The sequence below is a fragment of the Zymomonas mobilis subsp. pomaceae ATCC 29192 genome (genome assembly GCF_000218875.1).
In the GTDB taxonomy this organism is placed as follows: domain Bacteria; phylum Pseudomonadota; class Alphaproteobacteria; order Sphingomonadales; family Sphingomonadaceae; genus Zymomonas; species Zymomonas pomaceae.
On record NC_015709.1, the window covers coordinates 404,306 to 428,911 of the forward strand.

The 24,606-nt window shown below is 41.5% G+C and carries 15 protein-coding genes and 2 tRNA genes; 9 read left to right on the forward strand and 8 right to left on the reverse strand.

Annotation, left to right across the window (positions count from 1 at the left end; all coding sequences use genetic code 11):
* Nucleotides 1-51: 51 nt before the first annotated feature.
* Both ZYMOP_RS01830 and ZYMOP_RS01835 read right to left on the reverse strand, forming a co-directional pair.
* Nucleotides 52-1,938, reverse strand: coding sequence for a DUF885 domain-containing protein (locus tag ZYMOP_RS01830; protein WP_013933658.1), 1,887 nt, complete (start codon nucleotides 1,936-1,938; stop codon nucleotides 52-54).
* A gap of 230 nt (nucleotides 1,939-2,168) precedes the next feature.
* Nucleotides 2,169-3,350: a polysaccharide biosynthesis/export family protein gene (locus tag ZYMOP_RS01835; protein ID WP_252507449.1), complete on the reverse strand. Its 1,182-nt coding sequence runs from the start codon at nucleotides 3,348-3,350 to the stop codon at nucleotides 2,169-2,171.
* A 315-nt stretch (nucleotides 3,351-3,665) separates the two neighbouring features.
* Between ZYMOP_RS01835 and ZYMOP_RS01840 the strand changes: the two genes are divergently transcribed.
* From ZYMOP_RS01840 to ZYMOP_RS01850, 3 genes are all read left to right on the forward strand, one after another.
* Nucleotides 3,666-4,322 (forward strand): ABC transporter ATP-binding protein, encoded by a 657-nt coding sequence (locus tag ZYMOP_RS01840; RefSeq protein WP_013933660.1) that lies wholly within the window; start codon nucleotides 3,666-3,668, stop codon nucleotides 4,320-4,322.
* A gap of 35 nt (nucleotides 4,323-4,357) precedes the next feature.
* Nucleotides 4,358-5,605: a glycosyltransferase family 4 protein gene (locus ZYMOP_RS01845; RefSeq protein ID WP_013933661.1), complete on the forward strand. Its 1,248-nt coding sequence runs from the start codon at nucleotides 4,358-4,360 to the stop codon at nucleotides 5,603-5,605.
* Nucleotides 5,606-5,872: 267 nt separating this feature from the next.
* On the forward strand, nucleotides 5,873-6,826 hold the full coding sequence (locus ZYMOP_RS01850; RefSeq protein WP_252507430.1) for a KpsE/RkpR family capsule polysaccharide export protein: 954 nt from the start codon (nucleotides 5,873-5,875) through the stop codon (nucleotides 6,824-6,826).
* A 273-nt stretch (nucleotides 6,827-7,099) separates the two neighbouring features.
* Here ZYMOP_RS01850 and ZYMOP_RS01855 read toward each other — a convergent pair.
* The 3 genes from ZYMOP_RS01855 to ZYMOP_RS01865 all read right to left on the reverse strand — a co-directional run bounded on the left by ZYMOP_RS01855 (nucleotide 7,100) and on the right by ZYMOP_RS01865 (nucleotide 11,130).
* Nucleotides 7,100-7,176 (reverse strand) — tRNA-Arg (locus tag ZYMOP_RS01855).
* 89 nt (nucleotides 7,177-7,265) lie between these two features.
* Entirely contained in the window at nucleotides 7,266-9,233 is a 1,968-nt protein-coding gene (gene mdoH, locus ZYMOP_RS01860) for a glucans biosynthesis glucosyltransferase MdoH (protein ID WP_013933663.1), read from the reverse strand.
* Between the two features lie 325 nt (nucleotides 9,234-9,558).
* Nucleotides 9,559-11,130, reverse strand: coding sequence for a glucan biosynthesis protein D (locus ZYMOP_RS01865; protein WP_013933664.1), 1,572 nt, complete (start codon nucleotides 11,128-11,130; stop codon nucleotides 9,559-9,561).
* Between the two features lie 311 nt (nucleotides 11,131-11,441).
* On the opposite strand from ZYMOP_RS01865, the gene ZYMOP_RS01870 reads away from it, so the two are divergent.
* From ZYMOP_RS01870 to ZYMOP_RS01885, 4 genes are all read left to right on the forward strand, one after another.
* Complete coding sequence (locus ZYMOP_RS01870) at nucleotides 11,442-14,534, forward strand: beta-galactosidase (protein WP_013933665.1); 3,093 nt, start codon at nucleotides 11,442-11,444, stop codon at nucleotides 14,532-14,534.
* Nucleotides 14,535-14,889: 355 nt separating this feature from the next.
* A complete protein-coding gene (gene leuA / locus ZYMOP_RS01875) occupies nucleotides 14,890-16,584 on the forward strand; it encodes a 2-isopropylmalate synthase (protein WP_013933666.1) in 1,695 nt (564 codons plus the stop codon).
* 237 nt (nucleotides 16,585-16,821) lie between these two features.
* Complete coding sequence (locus tag ZYMOP_RS01880) at nucleotides 16,822-19,074, forward strand: TonB-dependent receptor (RefSeq protein WP_049778858.1); 2,253 nt, start codon at nucleotides 16,822-16,824, stop codon at nucleotides 19,072-19,074.
* Between the two features lie 64 nt (nucleotides 19,075-19,138).
* Nucleotides 19,139-19,342, forward strand: coding sequence for a hypothetical protein (locus tag ZYMOP_RS01885; protein WP_013933668.1), 204 nt, complete (start codon nucleotides 19,139-19,141; stop codon nucleotides 19,340-19,342).
* 31 nt (nucleotides 19,343-19,373) lie between these two features.
* Here the strand turns inward: ZYMOP_RS01885 and gltX are convergent, their stop codons facing one another.
* From gltX to ZYMOP_RS01900, 3 genes are all read right to left on the reverse strand, one after another.
* Complete coding sequence (gene gltX, locus ZYMOP_RS01890) at nucleotides 19,374-20,708, reverse strand: glutamate--tRNA ligase (RefSeq protein WP_013933669.1); 1,335 nt, start codon at nucleotides 20,706-20,708, stop codon at nucleotides 19,374-19,376.
* 12 nt (nucleotides 20,709-20,720) lie between these two features.
* Nucleotides 20,721-22,391, reverse strand: a complete 1,671-nt coding sequence (locus tag ZYMOP_RS01895; RefSeq protein ID WP_013933670.1) for an NAD+ synthase — start codon at nucleotides 22,389-22,391, stop codon at nucleotides 20,721-20,723.
* Nucleotides 22,392-22,654: 263 nt separating this feature from the next.
* Complete coding sequence (locus tag ZYMOP_RS01900) at nucleotides 22,655-23,461, reverse strand: PAS domain-containing protein (RefSeq protein ID WP_013933671.1); 807 nt, start codon at nucleotides 23,459-23,461, stop codon at nucleotides 22,655-22,657.
* Between the two features lie 189 nt (nucleotides 23,462-23,650).
* Here ZYMOP_RS01900 and ZYMOP_RS01905 point away from each other — a divergent pair.
* A tRNA-Thr gene (locus ZYMOP_RS01905) sits at nucleotides 23,651-23,726 on the forward strand.
* 400 nt (nucleotides 23,727-24,126) lie between these two features.
* Nucleotides 24,127-24,372, forward strand: coding sequence for a hypothetical protein (locus tag ZYMOP_RS01910; RefSeq protein ID WP_013933672.1), 246 nt, complete (start codon nucleotides 24,127-24,129; stop codon nucleotides 24,370-24,372).
* Nucleotides 24,373-24,606: the final 234 nt, after the last annotated feature.

Sequence of the window (24,606 nt, forward strand, 5' to 3'; positions counted from 1 at the left end):
ATATAATGCCAAAGCCACCGGAAGAACTGTCCGGTGGCTTTTTTTAAAAAATCAAATTTTTACGCTGTCAATGTAGCGGTCAATAACGTTCCTTAAAACAGGTAACGGAACGCCACCCGTTTTAACAACAGCATCATCAAACGATCCTAGATCAAAAGCTTGCCCTAACGCCTCTTTGGCATGCTGCCTTAATCTTAAAATTTCAAGCTGTCCCATCTTATAGCCACAAGCTTGGCCTGGGCTAACGCAATAGCGATCAACTTCGCTTGTCGCGGCTTCTTCCACATAGCCACATTCTTCTATCAGATAGCGGATAGCTTGTGCTCGCGACCAGCCCATGGCATGCAATCCTGTATCAACAACTAAACGACAGGCTCTAAATTGTTGATCTAATAAATAGCCAATCTTGCTGATAGGATCATGGGTATAAAGGCCTAATTCGTCTACTAACTTTTCGGCATAGAGGGCCCAGCCTTCAACAAAAGCATTAAAGCCCATCATCGATGAAATGAGCGGAACATTTTTGTTATATTCTGCTAAATAAGCCCCCTGCCAGCTATGACCGGGGATACCTTCATGCGCGGTTAGCGTTGTTAAAGAATAACGCGGCCATAGTTTTGTAGAGGCTAAATTAATATAATAAACAGCAGGACGGCTACCATCCAGGGCCGGAAAATTCATATAGCCAAGAGGTGCCCCCTTCTCGACATCTGGAGGCACTCTTTTTATCGTAATGGGTGCCTTCATGGGCAAATGAGATATTTGGGATAAAAGAGGCCTAATAGCGGCAAGGCGGTCTTTCAGATAGGCTAATATTTCTGCCCGTCCAGTGTCATTATCAGGATAGAGGAAACGCTCGTCTTTGCTTAATACCTGCAATCGCTGACCCACAGGACCTTGTGTAAAGCCTTGTCCTTTAAGAAGCCCATCCATTTCTGCCTTTAAAAGAGCATTTTGTTCAAGCCCAATTTTATGAATTTCAGTGGCCGGTGTTGTAAGCGTAGTGCCTAACCGTAAAGCCCAATTATAATAGGCTTCGCCATTTGGTAGACGCGCTACTGATGGATTAATATCGGCTTTGGGAATAATGTTAGAAAAGGCTGAAATCTCTTTATCCAAAGCCGGATACAGGCAATCTTCAACAATTTTAGCCGCTTTAACTGAAAAATGACGGTCTTGGATATTCGCTTTTTTAGCCCGACTATCCAAGCTTTGAACAAAACTTTGCTCAGAGGCTTTTATCGCCCGAAAGGCTTGCATCTGGGCTAAAGCTTTATCCGCAATAAAGCGAGGAGGAATAATACCAAGGGCGGCTTCTTTTTTAAGCTGTTCAGTTTCTTGGACTATCTGAGAGCCAAAAGCTTGCAGTCGTGAGAAATAGGCCTCTATATCTGTTTGGTTTTCAATACGATGCTGAGAATTTAAAAAATCTGCCATAAAGGTCGTAACGCCATTTTGTTGGCTGATACTGTATGTTTCTGTTCCTCCTGAAAATCCAGAGGCGGCACCGCCACCATAAGAAAACTGTAATCCATCAATGCCCCGATCGACAGCATAGGAAACCGTATCATAATGAAGCTGATCTTGATCTTTAGAAATATAGGGTTTAACCTCATTTAATCGGTTCCGCATTGAACGAATTTGATTAGCCCAAGCGGTGAGGCCTTTATCCGAAGCATCAGAAAGTTTGAATTCCAGAGCGGCATTTTTGCCTTTATCCATCCCCAAACTAGTAGCTGTTTCTGGAGATAGGTTAAGAATTTCTTGAGAAAAATTGTCTAACAGATTCGCTAAAGGCGAAGTGGTTGGTAGCGCCGCTTTTGTTACATTCGGCATTATGCTTTTGATAGTGCCGGCTATAACTAAACTAGCACCTACACCTAATGCGCGTCGTCTATTGCAATCCCATTTGCCACGTTTTTTTCCCTGATTATCCATGTAATGTGCCTCCCCCCGTTGGCAAAAGCCTTTTCTAAAGGCCAATAGAAAACAGAAAACAATTATAAAATTTTAGTTTTAGGTTTTATAATTGTAATAAAGCATAGCATTTCGGATTATCAAAACAGACGCAAGAAAAATATCTTTCTAAGACATAATAATATTTTGTTTTTTTATAAAAGCCCCGATCTCAACATAAAAGCAAGATCGGGGCCAAAGGACAAAAAATCTTAATAGGCGGCAGCGCGCGCTATAAGAAGAGGCGCAAATATTTGATTAACAATATTAGCAAATTTTATAGCCCGCGTCAGTTTAGCACTCGCTATATAAAGCACATCTTTATCGCGTAAAGTAAAGCGTTGTGCTAAAAAATAACTAGAAGGATCTAGCATATTAAGCTTATAGATAACGGGTCTTTCTTTATTAGGTGCATTAGGATCTGGGACAAAACGCATCAAGAATACAGCCCTCGGATCAGAGATATTATCATTAGGACCGCCTCCCCTTGCTAGGGCTTCTGCTAGTGAGACTTCTGGATTATTAAATCCCATTTGGTCAACTTTGCTACCGGCTCCAAAAACAGAAAAAGTCCGAGGCCGCCTCACCAATTCAATACGATCTCCGGGAAGTAAAACCAAGTTATCAGGGCTTTCAGGCGTTATATGATCCAAACGCTGCTTAATTGTCTTATTACCTCGAGAAAAGATAATGACCGTATCCGCCAAAAGTACAGGTTGTCGAGGCCCTCCCACGAAGGAGACTGCATCTAGCACTCTTTCCCGATAAAGCGTTAGAGGCATACGCCCTGATTTTGTGGCATCATCACCTCCGACATAAACAGTGTTCGCTACATTCTCGAGAACAGCGACCATCGCCTGAGGTTTTTGGGATTGTGTCGAAAAAGCCTGCTCAATTAAATGTTGAATCTGGATGGTACGTAATCCAGCAACATGGAGCCGTCCGCCGTAAGGTAATTTTATAGTACCCATGGCATCGACAGCCACTATATCAAAATGTTCGCCTGATGCGGAAGGGTCAATACCCGTATATCCATAGCGATTACTGTTACCTATAAAAAGACGCGTTCCGGCTTCATAAATACTAATTCGTAGCACATCACCAGGCCCGACAAGATCAACTCGTCCCTCTTCTGTCAGATCTCTTAATTTTAGATTTCGGCTGTCAACATTAGAATTTTCTTTAGTATATCTTTCTGCTGCGGATGAAAGGGAAATATTATCATCTAAAATTTCACTGTTTTTATCTGCCGTTAATACAGCGGTCATGCCGTTAGAAGGTAAATTAAGATCCACAAGTTCAATGTTAAGATGATTTTTACCGGGCTTCACTCCTTTCAACAATTGATGTGCTGTCGGGCCGCTTGATGGTAAAGAATTACAACCAGCGAGCACTAGTGGCAATAAAATTAATCCTGATCTAGACAGGTATGCGGCATATCTCGATAAAAACCGAGTAAAGGAGGAGCAAGAAGTCGTCATCACTTAGGGCTCTTGCTATATCTCAGAAAAAAAATAAAGCACCCCTCACCATTTTTGTGAGCAACCTTAAACGGAATGTCCATTCTGCCTCTTTTTATGAGATAAGATTTTTTATAAATTTTTTTGTAATTAGGTTTCTATAAATGAAGCGCTCACTTTATACTAATTAAACATCTATCCAAAACAAATATGCAGAATCTAGCTTTTTAAGCTAAAATGGTAAAGAAAATGATTAGATTTAATAATGTTACAAAAATTTATAAAAATAAAAACTTTGAAAATATTGTCTTCAAAGACCTTAACTTTACATTAAGGCGAGGGCAAAGCCTGGGTATTTGTGGAGCGAATGGGGCGGGAAAGTCAACCCTTACACGTCTAATCGCCGGTGTAGAAAAACCAACTTCGGGCACAATTACAAGAAAAATGTCTACATCTTGGCCTATCGGATATACTAGCGCGTTTCAAAGCAGTCTGACAGGCGCTGATAATTGTCGCTTCATTGCGCGTGTTTATGGGAAACCCGAAGCTGAACTTTTGGCTTATGTAGAAGATTTTGCTCAATTAGGACGTTTCTTCAGACAGCCTATTAAAACTTATTCAGCGGGCATGATTGCAAGGTTAGCTTTCGGTGTATCCTTGGCAGTACATTTCGACTGTTATCTGGTCGATGAAGTTACAGGAGCTGGCGATGAGCGATTTAGAGCTCGATGCCAAGAAGCCTTAGCCCAACGTCGTCAAAAAGGTACCCTTGTTATGATTTCGCATGACTTCAATACGTTGAGAGAATATTGTGACTTAGGGGCTGTTATGTATCAAAAACAACTTTATTTATTTGATAATATTGATGAAGCAATTGAATTTCACCAAGAAAAACAAAATCAATAATGCTTAAGTTATTTTTTCAACTAAGGATTTATATAATGCTACCAGATCGGGAGATCATTCTTGATCTGTCACGTCTTTTATCGCGTATACTTCATTCTACGCCGACAGGCGTTGATCGCGTAGAAATGGCCTACGCCCGCGAATTAATGCAAACTATTCCAGATCACTTACACTTTGCTGTAGTCAATATTTTTGGCGCTTATGGTCGCATCCCACGAGAAACAGCTTTATCTTTTTTAACGCATACCGAAGCCCTTTGGAATGGTAAGATTACAATTCCAAGCAAAAAAATTGAACGGTTAGTATATATAAGTAATATTTATCGGCGTATGTGGCCTCGTTCTGTTCCCCCCAAGCCTAGTCATGTAACACGGATTTTTTTGCAATCCTCCCCCCATCATTTAACCCATAAAAAACTAACTGCCTCTATTTTAAAGAAAGAACACGCTAAGTTTGTGTGTTTGCTTCATGATCTGATCCCCATAGAATTCCCCGAATATGCAAGGCCAGACGGTGCAGAACTTCATATAAAACGTTTGCGTACCGTTGCCGAATTAGCAGACGGTATTATTGCCAATTCTTATGATACCCAAAAAGAGTTTCAGACATTTTCGAAAAATTTTGGGCGTTCGATACCTATTATAACAGCGCATCTAGGTATTGATCCGATTCATAAAACTTTTTCAGAAAAAAATGGTCAGACTCTCAAAAATCTATTTGACATTGACAATATTTCTAAAGACCATCCCATATTCATTTGTTTGGGTACAATTGAACCTAGAAAAAATCACCTTTTACTTCTCAATATTTGGAGAAAATTAGTCCAAAATTATGGAGATAAAGCACCTTATCTTATTTTAATTGGCCGTCGAGGTTGGGAAAACGAGAATATTGTTGATATGCTCGAGCGATGTCCTGCTATCAAAAAGCGTGTCTATGAATTTAGCAATCTTGATGATCGTCAAATACAACTATGGTTAAAACAAGCACGAGCCTTGTTGATGCCTTCTTTTGCGGAAGGCTATGGATTACCCATTGCGGAGGCTATAAATTTAAATCTTCCGGTTATCTGTAGTGACATTCCTGCCCATCGAGAGGTCGGCGGTGAGGTTGCAGAATTTCTTGATCCCTTAGATGGTGTAGGGTGGTTAGATACTATTTTGGATTATAGTCAGGCTGAATCAAAGCGCGTAAAAGCACAGAAAATAGCTATGAAAGAGTGGCAACCTCCTTCATGGAAAACACATATTTCTGCTGTTCTACAGTTGGTTCAAGACTTATAAAACTGATACTTAAAAAATAACAATATTTTATTGTTAACTGATTTGGAAAAAAATGTGGAAACGACAGGCGAAGAATACAATAATAAGTTATTAAAAAATGTCCTTTTCTTAAAGGAAAAAGCCAAAAAAATATGGAACAACAATAGAAATTTTATAATAGTTGTTGTTATCCCTATTTTATGTCTTTCCGCCTATTATTTATTATTAGCCTCAAAACAATATGAATCCGAAACACACTTCGTTGTCCGTTCTGATGGACAAAATGCAATGCCTGGGACTGGTTTAAGCCAGATGATGGGTGCATTAGGCAGCTCGGGCGGAAGTCAGTCCGAAGGTGTCAGTGTTAATGATTATCTTCAATCCCATGATGTGGTTGCAAAAATAAAATCTCAGGTTGACCTAGTTTCTATGTTCCGCAGGCCAGAAGCTGATATTATTGCGCGTTTATGGTTTTCTAATCCGACACCAGAAACTTTGCTGAAATATTATCTCCGTCATGTTCGGATCAAATACGAGACTGAAACCGGTATTACAAATATAAAAGTCAGGATGTTTCGCCCAGAGGATGCCTATTTACTAGCTCAAATGCTGCTAAAACTAGGAGAGGATCGGGTCAATGAGATGAACAAACGGCGTTATGATAGTGCTGTAGGGGTAGCCAAAAATCAACTACAACAAGCCGAAGACAAAATTACTGAAATTCAAGTTGCCATAACGCATTTTAGGCGGGGGGATCAGGATTTGGATCCAAAGGTAACTGGGGAAACTCAAATCAAATTAGTCTCTCAATTGACCGCGCAATTGTCGCAGGCTCGAGCACAATTAGATTCAATGAAGCAAACTATTTCCCCCGATAGTCCTCAATATATAGCACAAGCTCGACAAGTAGAGGCCTTAGAGGCTGTCGTTAATAAACAAAGAAATATTATGACTAGTGGCCAAAAGGCGATTGTTGGTGGTCTTGGATCTTATGAAGAATTACGGATAAGACAAGAATTTGCTGCAAAACGCTATGAGTCTGCAGCAGCCTCTCTTGTAAGAGCAAATGAAACAGCAATGCGACAAAAATTATTTATTGTGCACGTTGTTGAACCTAATATGCCGGTTAAGTCTACCTATCCCAAACCCCTACTGACAATTGCAGGTGTTGGACTCGTCTTAATGATTGTTTATGCTATCGGCTGGTTAATCGTCGCAGGTACACGCGAACACGCTGCTTGATTTTTAGATTGAAGACGATAGTTTGATAATAGATATAATGTATTAAAATCAAACTATCGTCTCTTTAAGGTAACGTTATTTATAATTAGAATAGGCATTCTAATTATAATACAGTTATTGAGAGTGAGATAATTCACTGATAATAAAATGAATAAATACTCATTAAATAATACGGCGTATTAAAAATAATTTTTTGTCACTTGCCATTATGCAAGAACATTAAGAATAATTATTTTCTATGAAAAATGATTAAGATATACTGAGGAAATATCTTGGTGCACCCGACAGGATTCGAACCTGTGGCCTCTGCCTTCGGAGGGCAGCGCTCTATCCAGCTGAGCTACGGGTGCCAGAGAAGAGGTCTTTAGCAAAGCCTTCCTCTGGCGGCTACCCTAAAATGATATATTCTGAAAATTTCCTAGCAAATAACACTAGAAAATTAATTTTGTCCCGTAATCGGAACGACTTTCGTCCTACTACTAGTGACCATAGCGGCCGCTGTAGATAATTGAGACTTTTTCGGAACATTAGAATACGCATGAAGAGGCATAGTGGCCGCTTCTTTTAAAGCTATATGGACAATACCACTTGCCGTAGAGGCTTCTAATGTCCCGTCCTGACGATGTTCTTCAGGCGTAATAAAAATCCCTGTGCCAGCTAACGCACGTCCCATAGCTGGGCATGAAGTTATATAGGCAATGGCAGGGGCTAAAATTAGTCCAATAGCGACCATTAAAAGCCATGTTAATGAACCCCCACCTATTAAAGCAAGCAAAGCGAATATAACGCCTACAATCATATGGGGGCGATAGTGATTAAAGGCTTCTGAAAAGTCGATACCATCCACCTCTCGTCTTTGCGTGTTCCAGCCGCTAGGGCGACCACGTATAATATCGATAAAGGTTATGGTCTGAGTCACCATAAGCATAGGAGCAATAAAAGCGGAAAGCGGTATTTCAATAACAACACTGGCAAGAATACCACTTACGCCCCCCAATGCTTTGGAGCGCCGCCGATCCATAACAGCCCAAATAACAGCCAGAATTTTGGCACCGAACAGACAAATAACGGTTAAAATCAATAACCAAGGAGAAGGGGATAAACTAAGATTGGCACCGGCGCCGCCAAAATGGTGCATTAAGGTGGCAATCAATAGGAAAAGCCATACAGTAGATGTCGCATAAGAGGTAACACCGATTAATAATTGTAAGCGGTTGACCCAATGAAGGCCTTTTATACCCAGTAAACGGGTATGCTGTAAGTTACCTTGACACCAACGACGATCTCGAATAGCGCCATCGATCAATGTAGGAGGATATTCTTCATAGCTACCTTCTGCCATAATAGTGTGGACGGTCCACCCCTTGCGACGTAGCAAAGTGGCTTCCACAACATCATGACTCATAATATTACCGCCAAAAGGTTCTTTTCCTGAAAGTTTAGGTAGACCACAACTTTCTGCAAAAGCTTTGACGCGGACGATAGCATTATGTCCCCAAAAACTGGCTTCAGAGCCTGACCACCAGATTAAACCAGCGCTAGCCAAGGGCCCATAGAGACGGGCTGAAAATTGTTGCCAGCGGGCAAAAAAAGTTTGGCCATTTACTGGCATTGGAACTGTTTGCAATAAGGCTAAACCTTTATCCCTATCCAAACTGGCAGCCATACGGGTGATAGTTTGACCGGCCATAAGACTGTCAGCATCCAATATCAGCATGTAGTCGTAACCACCGCCAAAATTATGTATCCAGTCAGCAATATTACCAGGTTTTCGAGCAATATTTTTTTCTCGCCGACGATACCATACCGGTAAATCGACTTCTTCTTTTAGTCTTTTTAACGCTGCAAATTCAATTAAACCATTAGCGGGATTAGAGTCACTGAGAATAAAAAATTCAAAATGTTTACCGAACCCTGTTTTTGCAATAGATTGTGCAATTACCTTAATCCGCAGATAAACCATATCGACGTCTTCGTTATAGATAGGCATCAATATAGCCGTTTTTCCACGCGGAGCTACCGAAGCAGGGGGCATTTGATAATCAGCAGAAGCCCGCCCGCGAACTAGCTGAATAAATCCTATTAAGGCTCCCATGAAACCAAAGAAAAGCCATGCAAATAAGGGCGAGAATAAAAGAAAAATTAAAATTTCGCTGAAACTGATGCCTTGCACGGCTTCGGCAAGCCAGACATCTGCAGCGGCGGCTATCGCAACAATAATCGTAATACCAAAGAGTAACCCACGTCGGTTACCGATACCAGGAGGAGAAGTTTTAGGCTTTTGGGTGATAGGTCCAACCTTATCCCATGACTGGATAGGCATGGCTATCGGTATTCGGGGAGGAAGAGAAAAAAAAACTTCATCCATTTTAGTCGGCTGTTCTATAGATGTCTTCGTAGGAGTCATCGTTATTCGCCTTTCCCCAGAAACCGGCTATAGAGTTTAAAATGACTATAAGCTCCGTCATTTCTATAATTTTTGCAGGCAATAGAAAAACAGGGATTATGGCATCACTTTTACCGGCGTCTTAAAAATCAGATCAACCTGGCTGATGAGACCATAGTTTTCACTAAAACCACTTTACTATGCTTTAGATTATCATGCAATTCGGTAACTATATATGCCCGAGAACGACTTCACCCAAATTGACTATAAATCCAAGGGATTTCTCGGTCTTTAGCGGAACCAGAAAAACAAAGAATTACAGCCTTTGGGTTAGTCGACTACTTCATTAACCTATTGCATAGAGCCAGGTCTCACTGACAGCATTGTTGCCTTGTTTTAGATAGCCACGTAATTCGGTGACAGCATTTGGAACAGGCTTGATTTCTACAGTCGCACGCCAACGATTTGAGAAACCTGCAACAGCGGCAGCGCTACTGTAAATAATTTGTCCCTGACTGGCTGTAACGACAAAGTCTACGCTGTTATTGGGTAATTTTTCTAGAGCTGAGCCTTCAAAATCGACAACGATTTTTTCTATACCTGCCTTCGCCCAACGTTCATCTTGTCCGACGAAATCATCGCTCGCCATGCCTGTGCGAGTGGCGATAACATAGGAGGAGGGTTTGGGAAGAGGTTCACTATTAAGCCATGTCAGACGATAGGATAAGTCATGGCGATCACCAGCCTTAGCAGGGCCAGCTGGCACCCACATGGCGCCAATATTATCATCCGTTTCACCTGTCGTTGCCATTTCGAGCAGATTAATAGCGCCAGCACCCCAGTTGTTACGGGTTTCAAGCCATAGGTTAGGCCGTTTTTCGTAAAAGAAATTATCATCCTGATAGTGATCAAAATCACGATCTCGTTGTATTAATCCCCATCCCTTAGGATTTTCATCGCTAAAGCTACTTACTCTTGTGACAGTATGATTTTCCAAAGGACGCCATAGTCTTTCGCCCTTCCCTGTCCATAGAGCCAATCCATCGGAATCATGAACTTCCGGTCGCCAATCTTTTCCGGTGCGGTGATTGTTTTCACCATACCAGAACATACTCGTCATGACACCAAAGCCCAACCGTTCTACATTTTTACGTAAGCGCACGGTGCAATCAATATCCTGAACAACATGGCCACCCTGATGACGGTTGACAATGCGATAAGCGCCAGAAACACTTGGGCCTTCTAATAAAGCATAGACTGTTAAGTCGCCATTATTAGGGCTACGTTCTAACCAAAAACGGGTAAAAACAGGAAATTCTTCTGGATGATTAAAACCTGTATCAATAGCTAGACCACGCGCTGATAAGCCATATTGATCCTGATCTCCAGAACTTCGGAAATAAGAGGCCCCCATAAACGCTAACCAATCATGGGCCCTATTGGGATTCATGAAACGAAAGCCTCCGAAACCAGCTTGATTTTGGGGTAGTTTATGTAATGGGCTATCCGCAGGCGCATTAAATAAACTATCAGAAAAAAGCATTTCTCGTGATTGCCCTTTCTCTACAACGTAAATTTTCAAAGGAATAGGGGCTGCACGATTAACGGGGAAAAATTGGGTCGCTCTTAGCGGATCGTTAGCCCATAAGGTGCGATCATCCCGCCAGCTAATTTTACTCATAGCGTTATAATCAATCGCCATTACCTGAGGTGTCGGCTTGGGAGGCGTATAAGGATGCTGGGATAGATCTATCGCGTAGGATTTTAGGCCTTCCCACGAGAAATTTTGAGCCTTTCCAAAACTTAAGCCATCATTCAGCGCAGCTGCGAAGAGTGAATCTCCCTTAAAACCTGTCCCTGCAACAGCAGCAATACCCAAGGTAAACAGCATCTGACGTCGGTTATAAGTGGCGCTCATCTATATTCTCTCCGAATAGTTATGCATGGCTTGATAAGGATGCAGACAGGATAATTTAAAGATATATTACCTTATAACAATGCGTTATTTACAATTTATATCCCTGTTTGCAGGATGCATCTTTTATTGACTAGGGCTGTATAATTTAATGCTTTACCCTCCCTTCAACAATCATAGGGGCATGGGCAAGGGGATAAATCGTAAAATAAGATGGTTTGTATTTTAGAAGCGACCGATGACATCGGTTTGATATTTCCTACCCATAATTTGAGTTTATAGACAACATCTAAAACAGGATAAAAGTTACCCTTATGAAAGGCATAGGAAGACAATACCGGCTATTAGCACTCCTGATGCCTTTATGGATGACATCGGTAGTAGGACATGCGGTTCCCGCCGATACCGCAGAAAGTAAAACGCGCTTATCTCGTCCGGTAAAGGGAAATGATATAACCGTTAGTTTACCCGCAGAAAAGACGGTTCGCATTACCTTTGACCGCTACTCCGCTATGATTGATAGCCAAAGATTTCTTATTTGGAGTGGTGAATTTGACCCTTTCCGCCTGCCCAGCCCTTCTTTATGGCAGGATGTCTTTGAAAAAATGAAGGCTATCGGATTTAATACGGTAACCATTCAACTTGATTGGGCTTATCATTCGCCTGCCCCCGGTGTTTATGATTTCAACGGGATAAGGGATATTGATCGCCTACTTAGTATGGCAAAAGTAGCCGGCTTATACGTTGTTATCCGAATTGGGCCTTATGCCGATGCTGATCTATCCCGAGGCGGTTTCCCCGGTTGGCTAACCCGTCAAAAAGTAAACGCCAGAAGTGATGACCCAACTTATCTTACGGCGGTTGATGAATGGTTAACCCATGTCAACGCAATCATTAGTCGTCATCAATATGATGGGGAAAAAGGTAATGTTATTCTTTATCAAGTTGAAGACCGTTTGGGAGATCCTAGCCCCGTAAAACAGCGCTATATGGCGCATCTTTACGCCAAAGCGCGCCATGATGGTATCAGCTTACCTATTTTTCATAATGAAACAGGCCCAGTCGGTGATTGGCTCTCCGTAGCCCAATCAAGTGAAGACAGCGCCCATATGATTGACTTACATGGCTTTACCACAAACACGACCCGTCTTTGTGATATTCAAAATCAACCTTTAAGAGAGATCGCCCCCCCTGATTTAGGCTATTATAGCCCTAGCAATACGGCTGATTTTTTACGACGACCTGCCACTAGTCTTGTCACTATCCAAGATGGGGATGCCGATTATTGGGGCAGTAATGATCGCTATAGCTGTCTCGTCAAAAGTAATGATGAACGCCATCAAGCTTTAATATTAGGGACGAATTTAAGTAATGGTCTAACCAATCAAACCCTTAGAATGGTCTATGGGGGCATTAACTGGGGATGGCTTGGAAAATCTGGCCGTTTTACGTCTTTTGACTATAGCGCCCCGATTGATGAAGCGCGTAATCTTCGCCCAAAGGCGAATGGTTTGAAACGTTTGGGACAGTTTATAACGGCCTTCCCAGATATTACGAAAATGGCGCCCGGTGCGATTATTGTCCCGACATCCAGTCATATCCGCGTTTTGCATAATGTTAATCCAGATACAGGTTCACATTTACTGTTTATTACTCATAAGCCCGCCAACAGTCTGCATGACAGCAAATTTACGCTGTCCCTTACGCTGCCAGACGGTACCTACACCTTGCCTGAAGAAGGAATGTTAGAGTTAAATGGGCATGATAGTAAGTATCTGATAGCCGGTTTTAATCTCGGCAGGAATCGGTTGGTTTATTCAACATCCCAATTTCAGACGATGATAACGCAGGGTGAGCATGATGTCGCGTTATTTAATGGTCTTCAAGGGGAAGCAGGGGAAACGGTGCTACGCTATGAAACCAAGCCACGTGTGACCGTTATAGAAGGGAATGCCCATTATTTTTACGACCCCGCACGTCATGACTTACGCCTCAATTATATTCATACAGGGCTTATACGAATAAAAATTGAAAATGGTGGACCTACGCCGCTTATTCTCTTGATCGGGGATGAAAATGAATCGGCACGCTTTTGGAAATTGTCTACCGAAGCGGGGGATGTATTAGCACGCGGCCCTACCCTTATTCGTCAAGCCTCAACAACCGATCTGACTTTATCTTTGCGCGGTGATACAGGCTATCAGGAACCGTTAGAAGTGTGGGCACCGCCGACTATTATGTATTTAGAATGGAATGGCCATCGCACCAGCTTTAGTCGCAGTATGATCAATGGCAGCTTGATTGCTAAAGATACGTTACCAGAGCCAGAATCGGCTACCTTGCCAGACCTTATGACCCTTGATTGGCAAGCAGCCGAAGGCACTCCAGAAGCGAAACCCGATTTCGACGATAGCCGCTGGCAAAAAACAGAGGATATTCCCGATACTGCGACGGTATTACCCCCTGATGGACAACCGAATCTTAATGCGGATTCTTATGGATTTCATGATGGAGATATTTGGTATCGAGGCCATTTTACAGGCGATAGTCAGGCACAGGAATTGACGTTACATTATGGCGCAGGGGGAAGTGGCTTTTTACAATTGTGGATGGATGGTCAGTTTTTGGGTGAAGGTGAGATGGAAAGCGGATTATCGCATCCTGCCAACCGGGACACTATACGTTTTAAGTTACCCGATATGGCCCAAAAAGCAGGAGATCATGTTTTCTCTGTGATGATCCGATTAAATGGCCATCAAGAAGATAATGCCTATAATAACAGCCAGAGAGCTCCTTCTGGTCTCATTGCCGCATCCCTTGCCGATCCGTCAGGGCCTGCTTACGCGGTACCTATTGCATGGCGTATTCAAGGGAATCTGAATGGTGAAAATCTGGTTGATATTGATCGCGGCCCCCTTAATAACGGTGGACAATATGGTGAGCGTGAAGGTTGGCATTTACCGGGCTATTCAGCCAGCAATTGGTCTTCCGGTGATATTGGCCATTTATCTTCAAAGCCTGGCACAACATGGTATCGAACGCATTTCAAGTTAGATCTGCCTAAACAAAATGATATGACGCTTGGATTGACGATTGGTGATCTCCAAAAACTCCGTTCAAAAAGCCATTATCGGATGCTAATTTTTGTCAATGGTTGGAATGTTGGGCAATATATAGCCCATATTGGTCCACAGCATATTTTTTCTATCCCAGCGGGTATTCTTGATCATCATGGGGATAACACCTTGGCGCTGGCGGTAACTTCTGCTGGCACTGCCATTGATAAGAACAATACCCTGATGGAACCTATTCATCTTACCGTTCTTCATAATGTGGTTGGCGGCGTACCCGTAGAAAAAATAGAAGCCGCAGACTGGCGTGAAGTGAAAGAAGCGCAAACGCAATAAACTTATACTGATATTTTTAAAAAAGGGGTTTAGTTATCCAAAAAACAATACAGCGTTATTGATAAATTAAGAGGCATCTAATCTTAAAAAAAGAGAGGTAGCAACGTTTCATTATAGACTTCTGTTTTTAATACCCTTATAAAATAGCTATGCATTCCTTTACCTCTCTACGTCTCGATCTACGACTTATACGCCCTTAGGCGTACAAAAAGCCGTGGCCTTCTTGTTACAGCAAGGCCAGACGTCTAAGGGGTGACTTCTAAAATACTATTTGAAGCTAATTTTATGGCATCCGCATAGATACGGTATGATGCTTTGAATAAAATTACTGCCAAGAAGCTAACAGGAATAATAAATGCTGCGCGATCCTTCTGCTAAATATCGCTCTTTTCCAACTATTGATTTGCCTAATCGTCAGTGGCCTTCTCGGGTCTTAAAAAAAGCGCCCATCTGGCTCTCAACTGACTTAAGAGATGGTAATCAGGCCCTTGCTAATCCTATGAATGGCGAGAAAAAACGGCGTTTGTTCGATTTATTGGTATCGATTGGTCTGAAAGAAATCGAGGTTGGTTTTCCTTCCGCCGGTGCCACTGAATTTGACTTTATCCGTAGTCTCATTGAACAAGGCGCGGTTCCAGAAGATGTAACATTACAAGTTCTGACACAAGCACGTCAGGATTTAATTACCAAAAGCTTTGATAGTCTTGAAGGCATCAATCGTGCGATCATCCATGTCTATAATGCCATTTCCCCCGCTTGGAGACGTATCGTCTTTGGGATGGAACGTGCCGAAGTAAAAAAGCTGGCCATTTCCGGCGTCACGATGTTAAGAGATGAAGCGGAAAAGCGTCCTAACACAGACTGGCGTTTTGAATATAGCCCTGAAACTTTTTCAACGGCAGAATTGGATTTTAGTCTGGAAGTATGTGAAGCTGTCTTAGATGTTTTGCAGCCCACACCGGAAAAACCTTTAATCTTTAATTTACCGGCTACCGTTGAAGCAGCCATGCCGAATATTTATGCCGATCAGGTCGAATGGTTTTGCCGTAATATTTCTCGCCGAGATTCCATCATTATTAGCGTTCATCCCCATAACGACCGTGGGACCGGTATCGCTGCTGCTGAAATGGCCCTTTTAGCAGGCGCAGACCGTGTAGAGGGATGCTTGTTCGGGAATGGTGAGCGTACCGGTAATGTTGATTTAGTCACCTTGGCGCTTAATCTGTATACACAGTCGATCAATCCTGAAATTGATCTCTCCGACATTGATAAAGTCATTAAAACTGTAGAATATTGTACTGAATTACCTGTTTCTCCTCGTCATCCTTATGCGGGTGATTTGGTTTTTACGGCTTTTTCAGGGTCTCATCAGGATGCTATTCGCAAAGGCTTTGCGAAGCGTTCCGAAAAAGAGGACAAAAACAGTAATCAAAATATCTGGGAAGTACCGTATCTCCCCATTGATCCAGCTGATTTAGGCCGTTCCTATGAAGCGGTTATCCGTGTTAACTCTCAGTCCGGTAAAGGCGGTGTTGCGTGGGTAATTGAACAGGATCAAGGTTTAAAAATGCCCCGTCGATTACAAGTTGATTTCAGTCGACAGGTTCAGATTTTGGCAGATTCCTCTTCCAAGGAATTAGATTCATCTGACATCTGGCAAGCCTTTGTGAAATATTACCATCTCGATAATAAAGGCCACTTTCAGTTGCTCAGCTTTAATGTTGGACAGGATAAAAACGGATATTCTGTTATTGGTAAAGTTAAAGCAGGCGATGAAATATGTGAAGTCCAAGGCCGCGGGAATGGTCTGATTTCTAGTATTATTGATGCCTTATCAGGCATCAGAAATATTAATTTAAATGTGATTGATTATCAGGAACACGCCATCAGCCATGGTAATAGGGCTCAAGCTGCCGCCTATATTGAATGTTCAATATTTGAGGGCAAGACTGTCTTTGGTGTAGGTGTCGATGAAGACATTGCGACCGCTTCAGTGCGGGCTGTTTTAAGCGCTGTCAATCGTGCCTATGATGCTGATTATAGCGCCTAACTGATAAAATATTCCTTTCAGGAAATAGCCGTCATTTTTAATGATGGCTATTTTTTTGAGAGGGCTCTTTTAAAGAGAAAAACAATCCAAAAAAAAGGTCGAACTATCCTTTTTAGCATTCGCTAGCTGCCTAAATTAAGATTTTTTGCAAATTTATTCATCTGTTGTTCATAAAAATTCCCTTTTAGAATGTTATGTTATCACATAACAATATTAATGGGGGATACAACAGGAGTGATGATTTCAAAAAGACTGCGAATAGGTTGTCTGACAAAATATAGTTTAGCAGGTTTAACGACGCTGGCTTATATGTTGATGAGCCATGCCGCCTATGCAGCCACTGAAGAGACAGTTCCTACCGAACAAACAATCGATCAAAAGGAAAAGGCTGAAGACAAGACGGACACGCCTAACAATCAGGATAGTGCCCAAAAAAATACCATTTTAGTCACCGCTCAAAAACTAAACGAAGCCCGCGCCCAGATTCAATCACATCTCGGTGCTACTGTTTATTCGCTCGATCAAAAACAAATTGAAGCCATTCCGGGTGGCTATAATCAGCAAATGAATAATATCCTGTTGCAAATGCCGGGCGTTACTCAGGATCAGTTTAGTCAGGTGCATATCCGAGGCGATCATAACAATCTGCAATATCGTATCAATGGTATTATTTTACCTGAAGGCATATCGGTTTTCGGTCAAACCCTAGCCCCTCGTATGATTGAGAAGATGGATTTGATTACGGGTGCCTTGCCTGCGCAATATGGTCTACGCACCGCAGGTATCATTGATATTACGACTAAAAGCGGTTTACAGAAAAATGGCGGCACCGCCTCTATTTATGGCGGCAGCCATCAAACAATTATTCCTAGTGTGCAATATGGGGGATCAACCGGTTCTACGAACTATTATGTAACAGGTGAATACCGCCATACAGCTCTTGGTATTGATAGCATTGATGGTTCATCAACACCTTTACATGATCATAGTAATCAAGGGCATTTCTTCGGCTATCTCGACCATATTTTAGATGATAGTAACCGAATTTCGCTGACAGCTGGCTATTCTCAACAGAATTTTCAGATTCCGAATCCACGGAATATTCATCCCGGTGAAAATGGAACCACAGGCTTCAATCTTAATGGTCAGACTGATTATCTAAGTAATAATCTTGACGAGAATCAAAGAGAACGAACAGGTTTTGCCCAATTAGCTTTTATGCATGATTCTGGCCCCTTTTCGATGCAGGCTTCTATATTTGGACGTTATTCCTCTCTAGATTACTATCCTTCCGTAGCAGGTGAACTAATCTATAACGGCCTAGCGCAACGTATCACGCGAAGAAATGTCGCCTTTGGGTTGCAATATGATGCGTCTTGGCATGTCAGCAAGCATCATACCTTAAGAGGCGGCTTCTTCTTTGATCGAGAACGCGGTAGCACCTTCTCCACATCCTCGGTTTTCGCCGCAGATGATGATGGCAACCAGACGAGCACACTACCACTTTCTGTCATCGATAATGGCGGTAAAACGCAACTTACCTATAGCGCTTATGTGCAGGATGAATGGAAGCTCGCTCAGAATTTAACCTTTAATTATGGCGTGCGTTTCGATCTTTATTCAAGCTATCGTACCGAGCATCAGTTTAGCCCCCGTGCTAATCTGACATGGCAGCCTACCAAGACGACAGCCTTGCATATTGGTTATTCCCGCTATTTCTCCCCGCCGCCCTTTGAATTGGTCAGCTATCGCACCATCAGCCGCTTTACAGGGACAACGGGGGCCGCGACTGGCGTTAATCAAGCGACAACGCCTTATGCTGAACGACAAAATTACTATGATGCCGGTATTCAACAGAAAATTGGTCGCGATTTCACTTTTGGTGTTGATGGCTATTATAGGCAATCCCATAATTTGATTGATGAAGGTCAGTTTGGGGAAGCCATTCTGATGACACCATTTAATTATCGCTATGGTAAGATTTGGGGTATCGACTTTAACAGTAGCTATACTCATGGCGGATGGCATGTTTATGGCAATTTTGCCTATCAGAAAGCCTTAGGCAAGAAGATTGTTTCTAGCCAATATAATTTTGATCCTGATGATCTTGCCTATATTGCCAGCCATTATATTTATCTTGATCACAATCAAAGTTGGACAGCTTCCGGCGGCGTTTCTTATCGCTTCCGCGATGGTGTCTTAAAGAATCTGCAATTAGGGGCAACGGCGCTTTATGGCTCCGGTCTTCGCACTGACCTTTCCTTAGCGAATGGCGACAGCATTCCTAATGGTGCCAGTGTAAAACCCTATGCTTCCGTCAATACAACCATGATGTATCGTCTTGAAAAACAAGGTATTGATCTTCGCTTTGATATTATCAATATCGGCGATCATATTTACCAAATCCGCACAGGTGAAGGTGTGGGTGTTGGTTTACCCTCCTATGGGGCAAGACGCGGCTTTTTCTTTGGTTTTTCTAAAGATATTTAACCAATATGAAGGGATAAAGGATAACCGCCTTGTCCTTTATCCTTTCCCTATTTATGGATAGAATATGAAATTCGGCATAAGAAAACCCAGCCTACGCAAAAGTATTGCGGCCAGAACGTCGCCAACGCGTATTATCAAAAACAAGTTGGGTCTAAAGATGCCGCGGGGTTGGGGTTGGTTAACCGATCCTAAAAAAGCACTTTATAATCGTGTATATAATCGAACGAGTATTTCTATCTTTGATCTGATCAAAAAGCTTTTGAAGTAAACTTCTTGATCAGATCAGAATATATTGTGGTCTATTTAATTGCTTTATTCAGACGGAATAACGTATTTTCACGGCCGATCAAAGGAAGTAATCCGGCCATATCCGGACCATGATTTTGTCCTGTCAACGCTAAACGCAGCGGCAAGAACAACGCTTTCCCCTTACGTCCACTTTCCTTTTTAAGCGTTGTAATCAGAGCATTCCAAGGCTCAGAAGCCCAATCTATACCCTTGGCGACCTGACAGGCAGTCTCCAAGTAAGCTTTATCTTCCTCTGAAAATTGCGGGATTTCAATATCCCCTTTGACAATATTCCACCAAAATTTGGCTTCCTGAATAGATTCAAGGTTTGGTCGAATAATATCCCACGCCTTTTCGTCCATATCTTTGGGTAAACGGCTGGCGACATCTTTATAAGGAAGAATATGCAAGATACGGGCATTAATATGTTTTAATTCTGCCATATCAAAACGAGCGGGCGCACGACTAAAATGCTTGAAGTCAAAATTTTCGACCAAAGGCGTAAGATCTGTAATCGCTTCAACAGGATCACTTGTGCCGATGCGGGCCAGTAAAGATTCCAGCGCAATCGCTTCGATATCGGCAGCCTTGAAGTCAGCTACGCCATCGGCTCCGAAACGTTTGGAGATTTTAGCATCACCGCCCGTCAATAAAGCCATATGCGCAAAATCAGGTATTTCGGCATTTAATGCCGAAAACATCTGAATTTGGGTGGCGGTATTACTGACATGATCTTCACCCCGAACTACGGTCGTGATTTCCATATCAATGTCATCAATGACACTGGGTAAGAGATAAAGCCAGCTACCATCCGCACGGCGGATAACCGGATCTGATAACAAGGCCGGATCAAAACGCTGTGGGCCACGGATCAAATCATTCCATATAATGGGCTTACTGTGATCCAAACGAAAACGCCAATGCGGTTCGATGCCTTGTGCTTTAAAGGATTCATGTTCTTCTATGGTCAATCGCAAGCCTGCACGGTCATAAATAGGGGGTAAACCGCGTCCAATAGCAATTCGGCGCTTTAATTCCAGTTCCTGACTGGTCTCATAACAAGGATAGACTCGTCCTTGGGTTTTTAGATATTCAAAGCGAATATCATAAAGTTCAATGCGTTTTGACTGTTTATATTCGGCATCAGGATTGAGATTAAGCCATGCTAAATCTTTACGGATAGCTTGCGTAAATTCCTCAGTCGAACGCTCACTATCTGTATCATCAATTCGAAGAATAAAACGGCCATTATGGTGACGGGCATAAAGCCAGTTAATTAAAGCCGTACGAATATTACCGACATGAAGAAAGCCCGTCGGTGAAGGAGCAAAGCGCGTAGTGATCACAAGATAACCCGATCAGGAATGAGAAGAACGAAAATGATGCGAAAGGGGATAGCGGCGATCTCGACCGAAATTGCGTATCCCCAACTTAACGCCGGGAGGTGCCTGACGTCTTTTATATTCTGCCCGATAAAGCAGGTTTTCAATACGCGTTACCAAGGCTTCATCATAGCCTTTAGCAACAAGATCGGACACGGATAGTTCCTCCTCCACTAATCCTATTAGAATAGCATCAAGAATATCATATGAAGGTAAGGAATCGCTGTCTTTTTGATCTTCGCGTAATTCAGCAGAAGGCGGTTTTGTAATAACACGTTCTGGCATGACGGGACCTTTGGGCCCTAGTCCATCCACAGGATTATAGGTGTTACGCCAACGTGCAATTTTAAAGACATCGCTTTTGTAGAGGTCTTTTAAAACAGAGTAGCCGCCATTCATATCACCATAGAGCGTGGCATAGCCTACAGCCATTTCGCTTTTATTGCCGGTCGTTAATACCATCGGACCAAATTTATTGGAAATTGCCATTAATACTACGCCCCGTAGGCGAGATTGAATATTTTCTTCGGTCAGATCAGGTTGACGATCTTTGAAAAGAGAGGCCAACATCTGATCCATGGCCTCGACTGAAGGATTAATCGGTACACTATCTAGCCTACATCCCAACATATCAGCGCAAAGCTGAGCATCTTCAAGGCTTTCGGCGCTAGTATAGCGTGATGGTAACATAACACACCACACCTTATCAGCGCCCAAGGCATCGACAGCCACGGCGGCAGAGATCGCACTATCTATTCCACCGGACAATCCCAATATAACCCCAGGAAAACCATTTTGACGCACGTAATCCCCCAAACCCATCATCATGGCTTGGTAGATTTCAGCTAGCTGGCCATTTTCTCCCGATTGTATCTCAGCCTTTTCACCTTCTAAACAATACCAGCCCTGTTCCTTTTTTTGCCAATGAGTAAGGATTATGACTTCCTGCCATTGGGGTAAGATAAGCGCCGGTTTTTGGTCTGCATTAAGAATGAACGATCCCCCATCAAAGACGATCTCATCCTGTCCCCCTACCCGATTGAGATAAACACAAGGTAACTGGGTTTCATGGACTCTTTCAGCAACTAATTGACGGCGGATACTATATTTTCCCGTTTCAAACGGGCTACCATTAGGCACCAGCAATAATTCGGCACCTCGTCTTTTTAAATGATCGCAAACTGTAGCTGTCCAAATATCTTCACAAATCGGAATTCCCAAAGAAACGCCTCGAAAGATAATCGGTTCAGGCAATAGACCGGATGAAAAGAGGCGTTTTTCATCAAAGGTGCCATAATTTGGCAGATCATATTTATAGCGGATTGCGGCGATTTTACCCTGATCCAAAAGAACCATAGCATTAAATAATTTATCTTTTTCCCGCCACGCTGTGCCTACTAGAAGGGCGGCTCCTCCGTCATTGGTCGCTTGGGTCAGTCGTGCAAGCTCTCTATCGGCAGAGTCTAATAATCCAGATTTTAAGACCATATCTTCTGGAGGATAACCAATAAGCTGTAATTCAGGAAATAAGATAAGATCCGTATTTTCAGCTTCATCCCTGATTTTTAATATGGCATCGGCATTGGCACGGCAATCACCAACTGTCTGACGAATCTGAGCCAGCATTATAGTTAAATGGTCGGTCATGCTTTTTTCGGCCAAAACTCTTCTTTTTGTTTATAAAAAAGTTTTGGCACTTTTCCTCCTTAAACTCCGGATAGGGTCTTTATAAAAGCTGTCTCTAAGGAATTGAATCCAAATAATTAGAAATCGGATAGCTACATCAATTTTATTTTAATTATGTTTTTTTGTGCTAACAAAACAGTATAAAAATAATAAAAAAATATGCTACCTAATTATAAGAGGGAACATTTTGCACTCCCTCTTATAAATAAATAATTTTCAAAAAATTACTTTTCAAAAAATTTATTATAATCAATATTATCTTCATTTAATTGTGCAATTATATCTAGTTCATCATTATTTTTTCGACGTGCTAGTAATAAAATATAATCATTTTCTACAGGACCCAGTTTTATAGTAGTTACAGCTGGAGCATGACGAGCTGCCGCTAGTTCAGCTTCTGTTTTTATCTCCGGTAGAATAGATGTCTGTCTATCGTCTTTTATAGGGCTGTTATTCTTTAACGCATCAACGGAAGTTTTTGATGAAGGCGAAGCGGATGAGGATTTCTCTTTCGACAAAATTTTCCAGTTTAAAACACCATAAAGATAGTCGATTTTTGTGCCATCTGAAGAAAAAGGCATAAAAATGCCTCGATACATCAAGGAATAGCCCAGATAATTTGTAAAATTAGCCTCAAAACCGAGGGGGCCCCCATGATTAATCACTTCAGAAAAGTGAGAATTTGTCGCCATATGGGCAATCAGGCTGCCTTTGGGAACATCAGCAATATGATTAACATGATAGGTAAGATGATCGACCTGACGTAATTCATATCCTAGAAAAACTATGGCAGGGTTTTTCGTGTTTTCTCTAAAATCCAGTAAAAAACTATGCTGTCCGAAATCTGTAATGGCAGCAGGATCAAATTCACTTACCAAGGGTATTTTCCGGCCATGTAAGACAGATACCCAGAAATCGCGAGCGCGTACATGCATCCGACGGTGATCGGAACCGATATCTTTCATAATACTGTTGTCTTCAGTGCTATGGGGGATCGCTACGCTTTTTTCATCTTTCTGACTATTCGTCATACTTTTTCATCTTTACCTTAAAAGTTGTCGTCGTCATTTCACGCTTTTGCGTGAGAGGTATAGGCCTATTTTAAGAGGAGAGCATAAAATATTCATGCTTAAAATATAGCTAACAGAAAAAATTTTCTGAAAAATACAGAATTGGCTTGAAGATTTTTAAAACGACTGTTAAGAGCCACCCTCTGTCGCGCCGCTTTAGCTCAGCTGGTAGAGCATCGCATTCGTAATGCGGGGGTCGCAGGTTCGAGTCCTGCAAGCGGCACCACTTCATATTATAGCGCCAGATCAAAATTCCTTGAAATTTCAAATTCAGATCTCGCCATATTATATTAGCCATATACTTTATAAAAGAATACAGACCATTCCATTTATAACCGACAAATTAATGATAGATTTGTCAATTAGGTTAAGTCTCCCTATTCTTGATAAGGCAAAATTATTTTAATTTTTATCAAGTTAAAGTTTTTTTGGATAAAATTTTTATTATTAAATTTTAATAAAATCCTCTTTTAAACTGTATTGAAAATATATTTTATTTAATATTAATTAAAAACATTATATCGAGATTGCCCGGTTAAACGCCCTTATCTCTAATGTTCTATTCTCTTTTTTTCTTAAAAATGATAAATTATCTCAAATTTATCGATTATGTAAGGGATGCTGGAATGGAACATTTTAACGAAAATATAATCGATGAACTAAAAGAAAAAATTGAAAACATACCCGCCAAAGAAAAAGGGATAACAAAAAAAGACATCTTCAATAAAATGGTTAATTCTATAAAAACTTTACATTCAAAAGGATATTCGCCTGATGAAATAGTTGAATTTTTTAAGGAAAATGGAATTTATAGTAATAATGGTTATGTAACTTCTTTAATTGTAATGACTGTATATTGCCATCCTACTTAATTATTTATATGAAAAATAGAAATATTTTATTGTAATTTTTAAACATCAAAAACCTCTTTTATTATTAAGTTTTTATAAATAATTTTTTATCAAGTAATTTAAGTTTACCTCGGATAAATCAAACGTAGCGTTACCTTCTAAAGATTCCGGTAATATAAAAGAAATACTATAGTTTTTTATAATTGCATCGACGAGCATACATAAAATTATCGATAAAATCGAAAATCACAGAAT

What these genes read in the sequence shown, in the direction of transcription:
- ZYMOP_RS01830 (WP_013933658.1), bottom strand. Translation starts at nt 1,938, where the DNA reads ATGGATAATCAGGGAAAAAAACGTGGCAAATGGGATTGCAATAGACGA.
- ZYMOP_RS01840 (WP_013933660.1), top strand. Translation starts at nt 3,666, where the DNA reads ATGATTAGATTTAATAATGTTACAAAAATTTATAAAAATAAAAACTTT.
- ZYMOP_RS01845 (WP_013933661.1), top strand. Translation starts at nt 4,358, where the DNA reads ATGCTACCAGATCGGGAGATCATTCTTGATCTGTCACGTCTTTTATCG.
- ZYMOP_RS01850 (WP_252507430.1), top strand. Translation starts at nt 5,873, where the DNA reads ATGCCTGGGACTGGTTTAAGCCAGATGATGGGTGCATTAGGCAGCTCG.
- mdoH (WP_013933663.1), bottom strand. Translation starts at nt 9,233, where the DNA reads ATGACTCCTACGAAGACATCTATAGAACAGCCGACTAAAATGGATGAA.
- ZYMOP_RS01865 (WP_013933664.1), bottom strand. Translation starts at nt 11,130, where the DNA reads ATGAGCGCCACTTATAACCGACGTCAGATGCTGTTTACCTTGGGTATT.
- ZYMOP_RS01870 (WP_013933665.1), top strand. Translation starts at nt 11,442, where the DNA reads ATGAAAGGCATAGGAAGACAATACCGGCTATTAGCACTCCTGATGCCT.
- leuA (WP_013933666.1), top strand. Translation starts at nt 14,890, where the DNA reads ATGCTGCGCGATCCTTCTGCTAAATATCGCTCTTTTCCAACTATTGAT.
- ZYMOP_RS01880 (WP_049778858.1), top strand. Translation starts at nt 16,822, where the DNA reads ATGATTTCAAAAAGACTGCGAATAGGTTGTCTGACAAAATATAGTTTA.
- ZYMOP_RS01885 (WP_013933668.1), top strand. Translation starts at nt 19,139, where the DNA reads ATGAAATTCGGCATAAGAAAACCCAGCCTACGCAAAAGTATTGCGGCC.
- ZYMOP_RS01895 (WP_013933670.1), bottom strand. Translation starts at nt 22,391, where the DNA reads ATGACCGACCATTTAACTATAATGCTGGCTCAGATTCGTCAGACAGTT.
- ZYMOP_RS01900 (WP_013933671.1), bottom strand. Translation starts at nt 23,461, where the DNA reads ATGACGAATAGTCAGAAAGATGAAAAAAGCGTAGCGATCCCCCATAGC.
- ZYMOP_RS01910 (WP_013933672.1), top strand. Translation starts at nt 24,127, where the DNA reads ATGGAACATTTTAACGAAAATATAATCGATGAACTAAAAGAAAAAATT.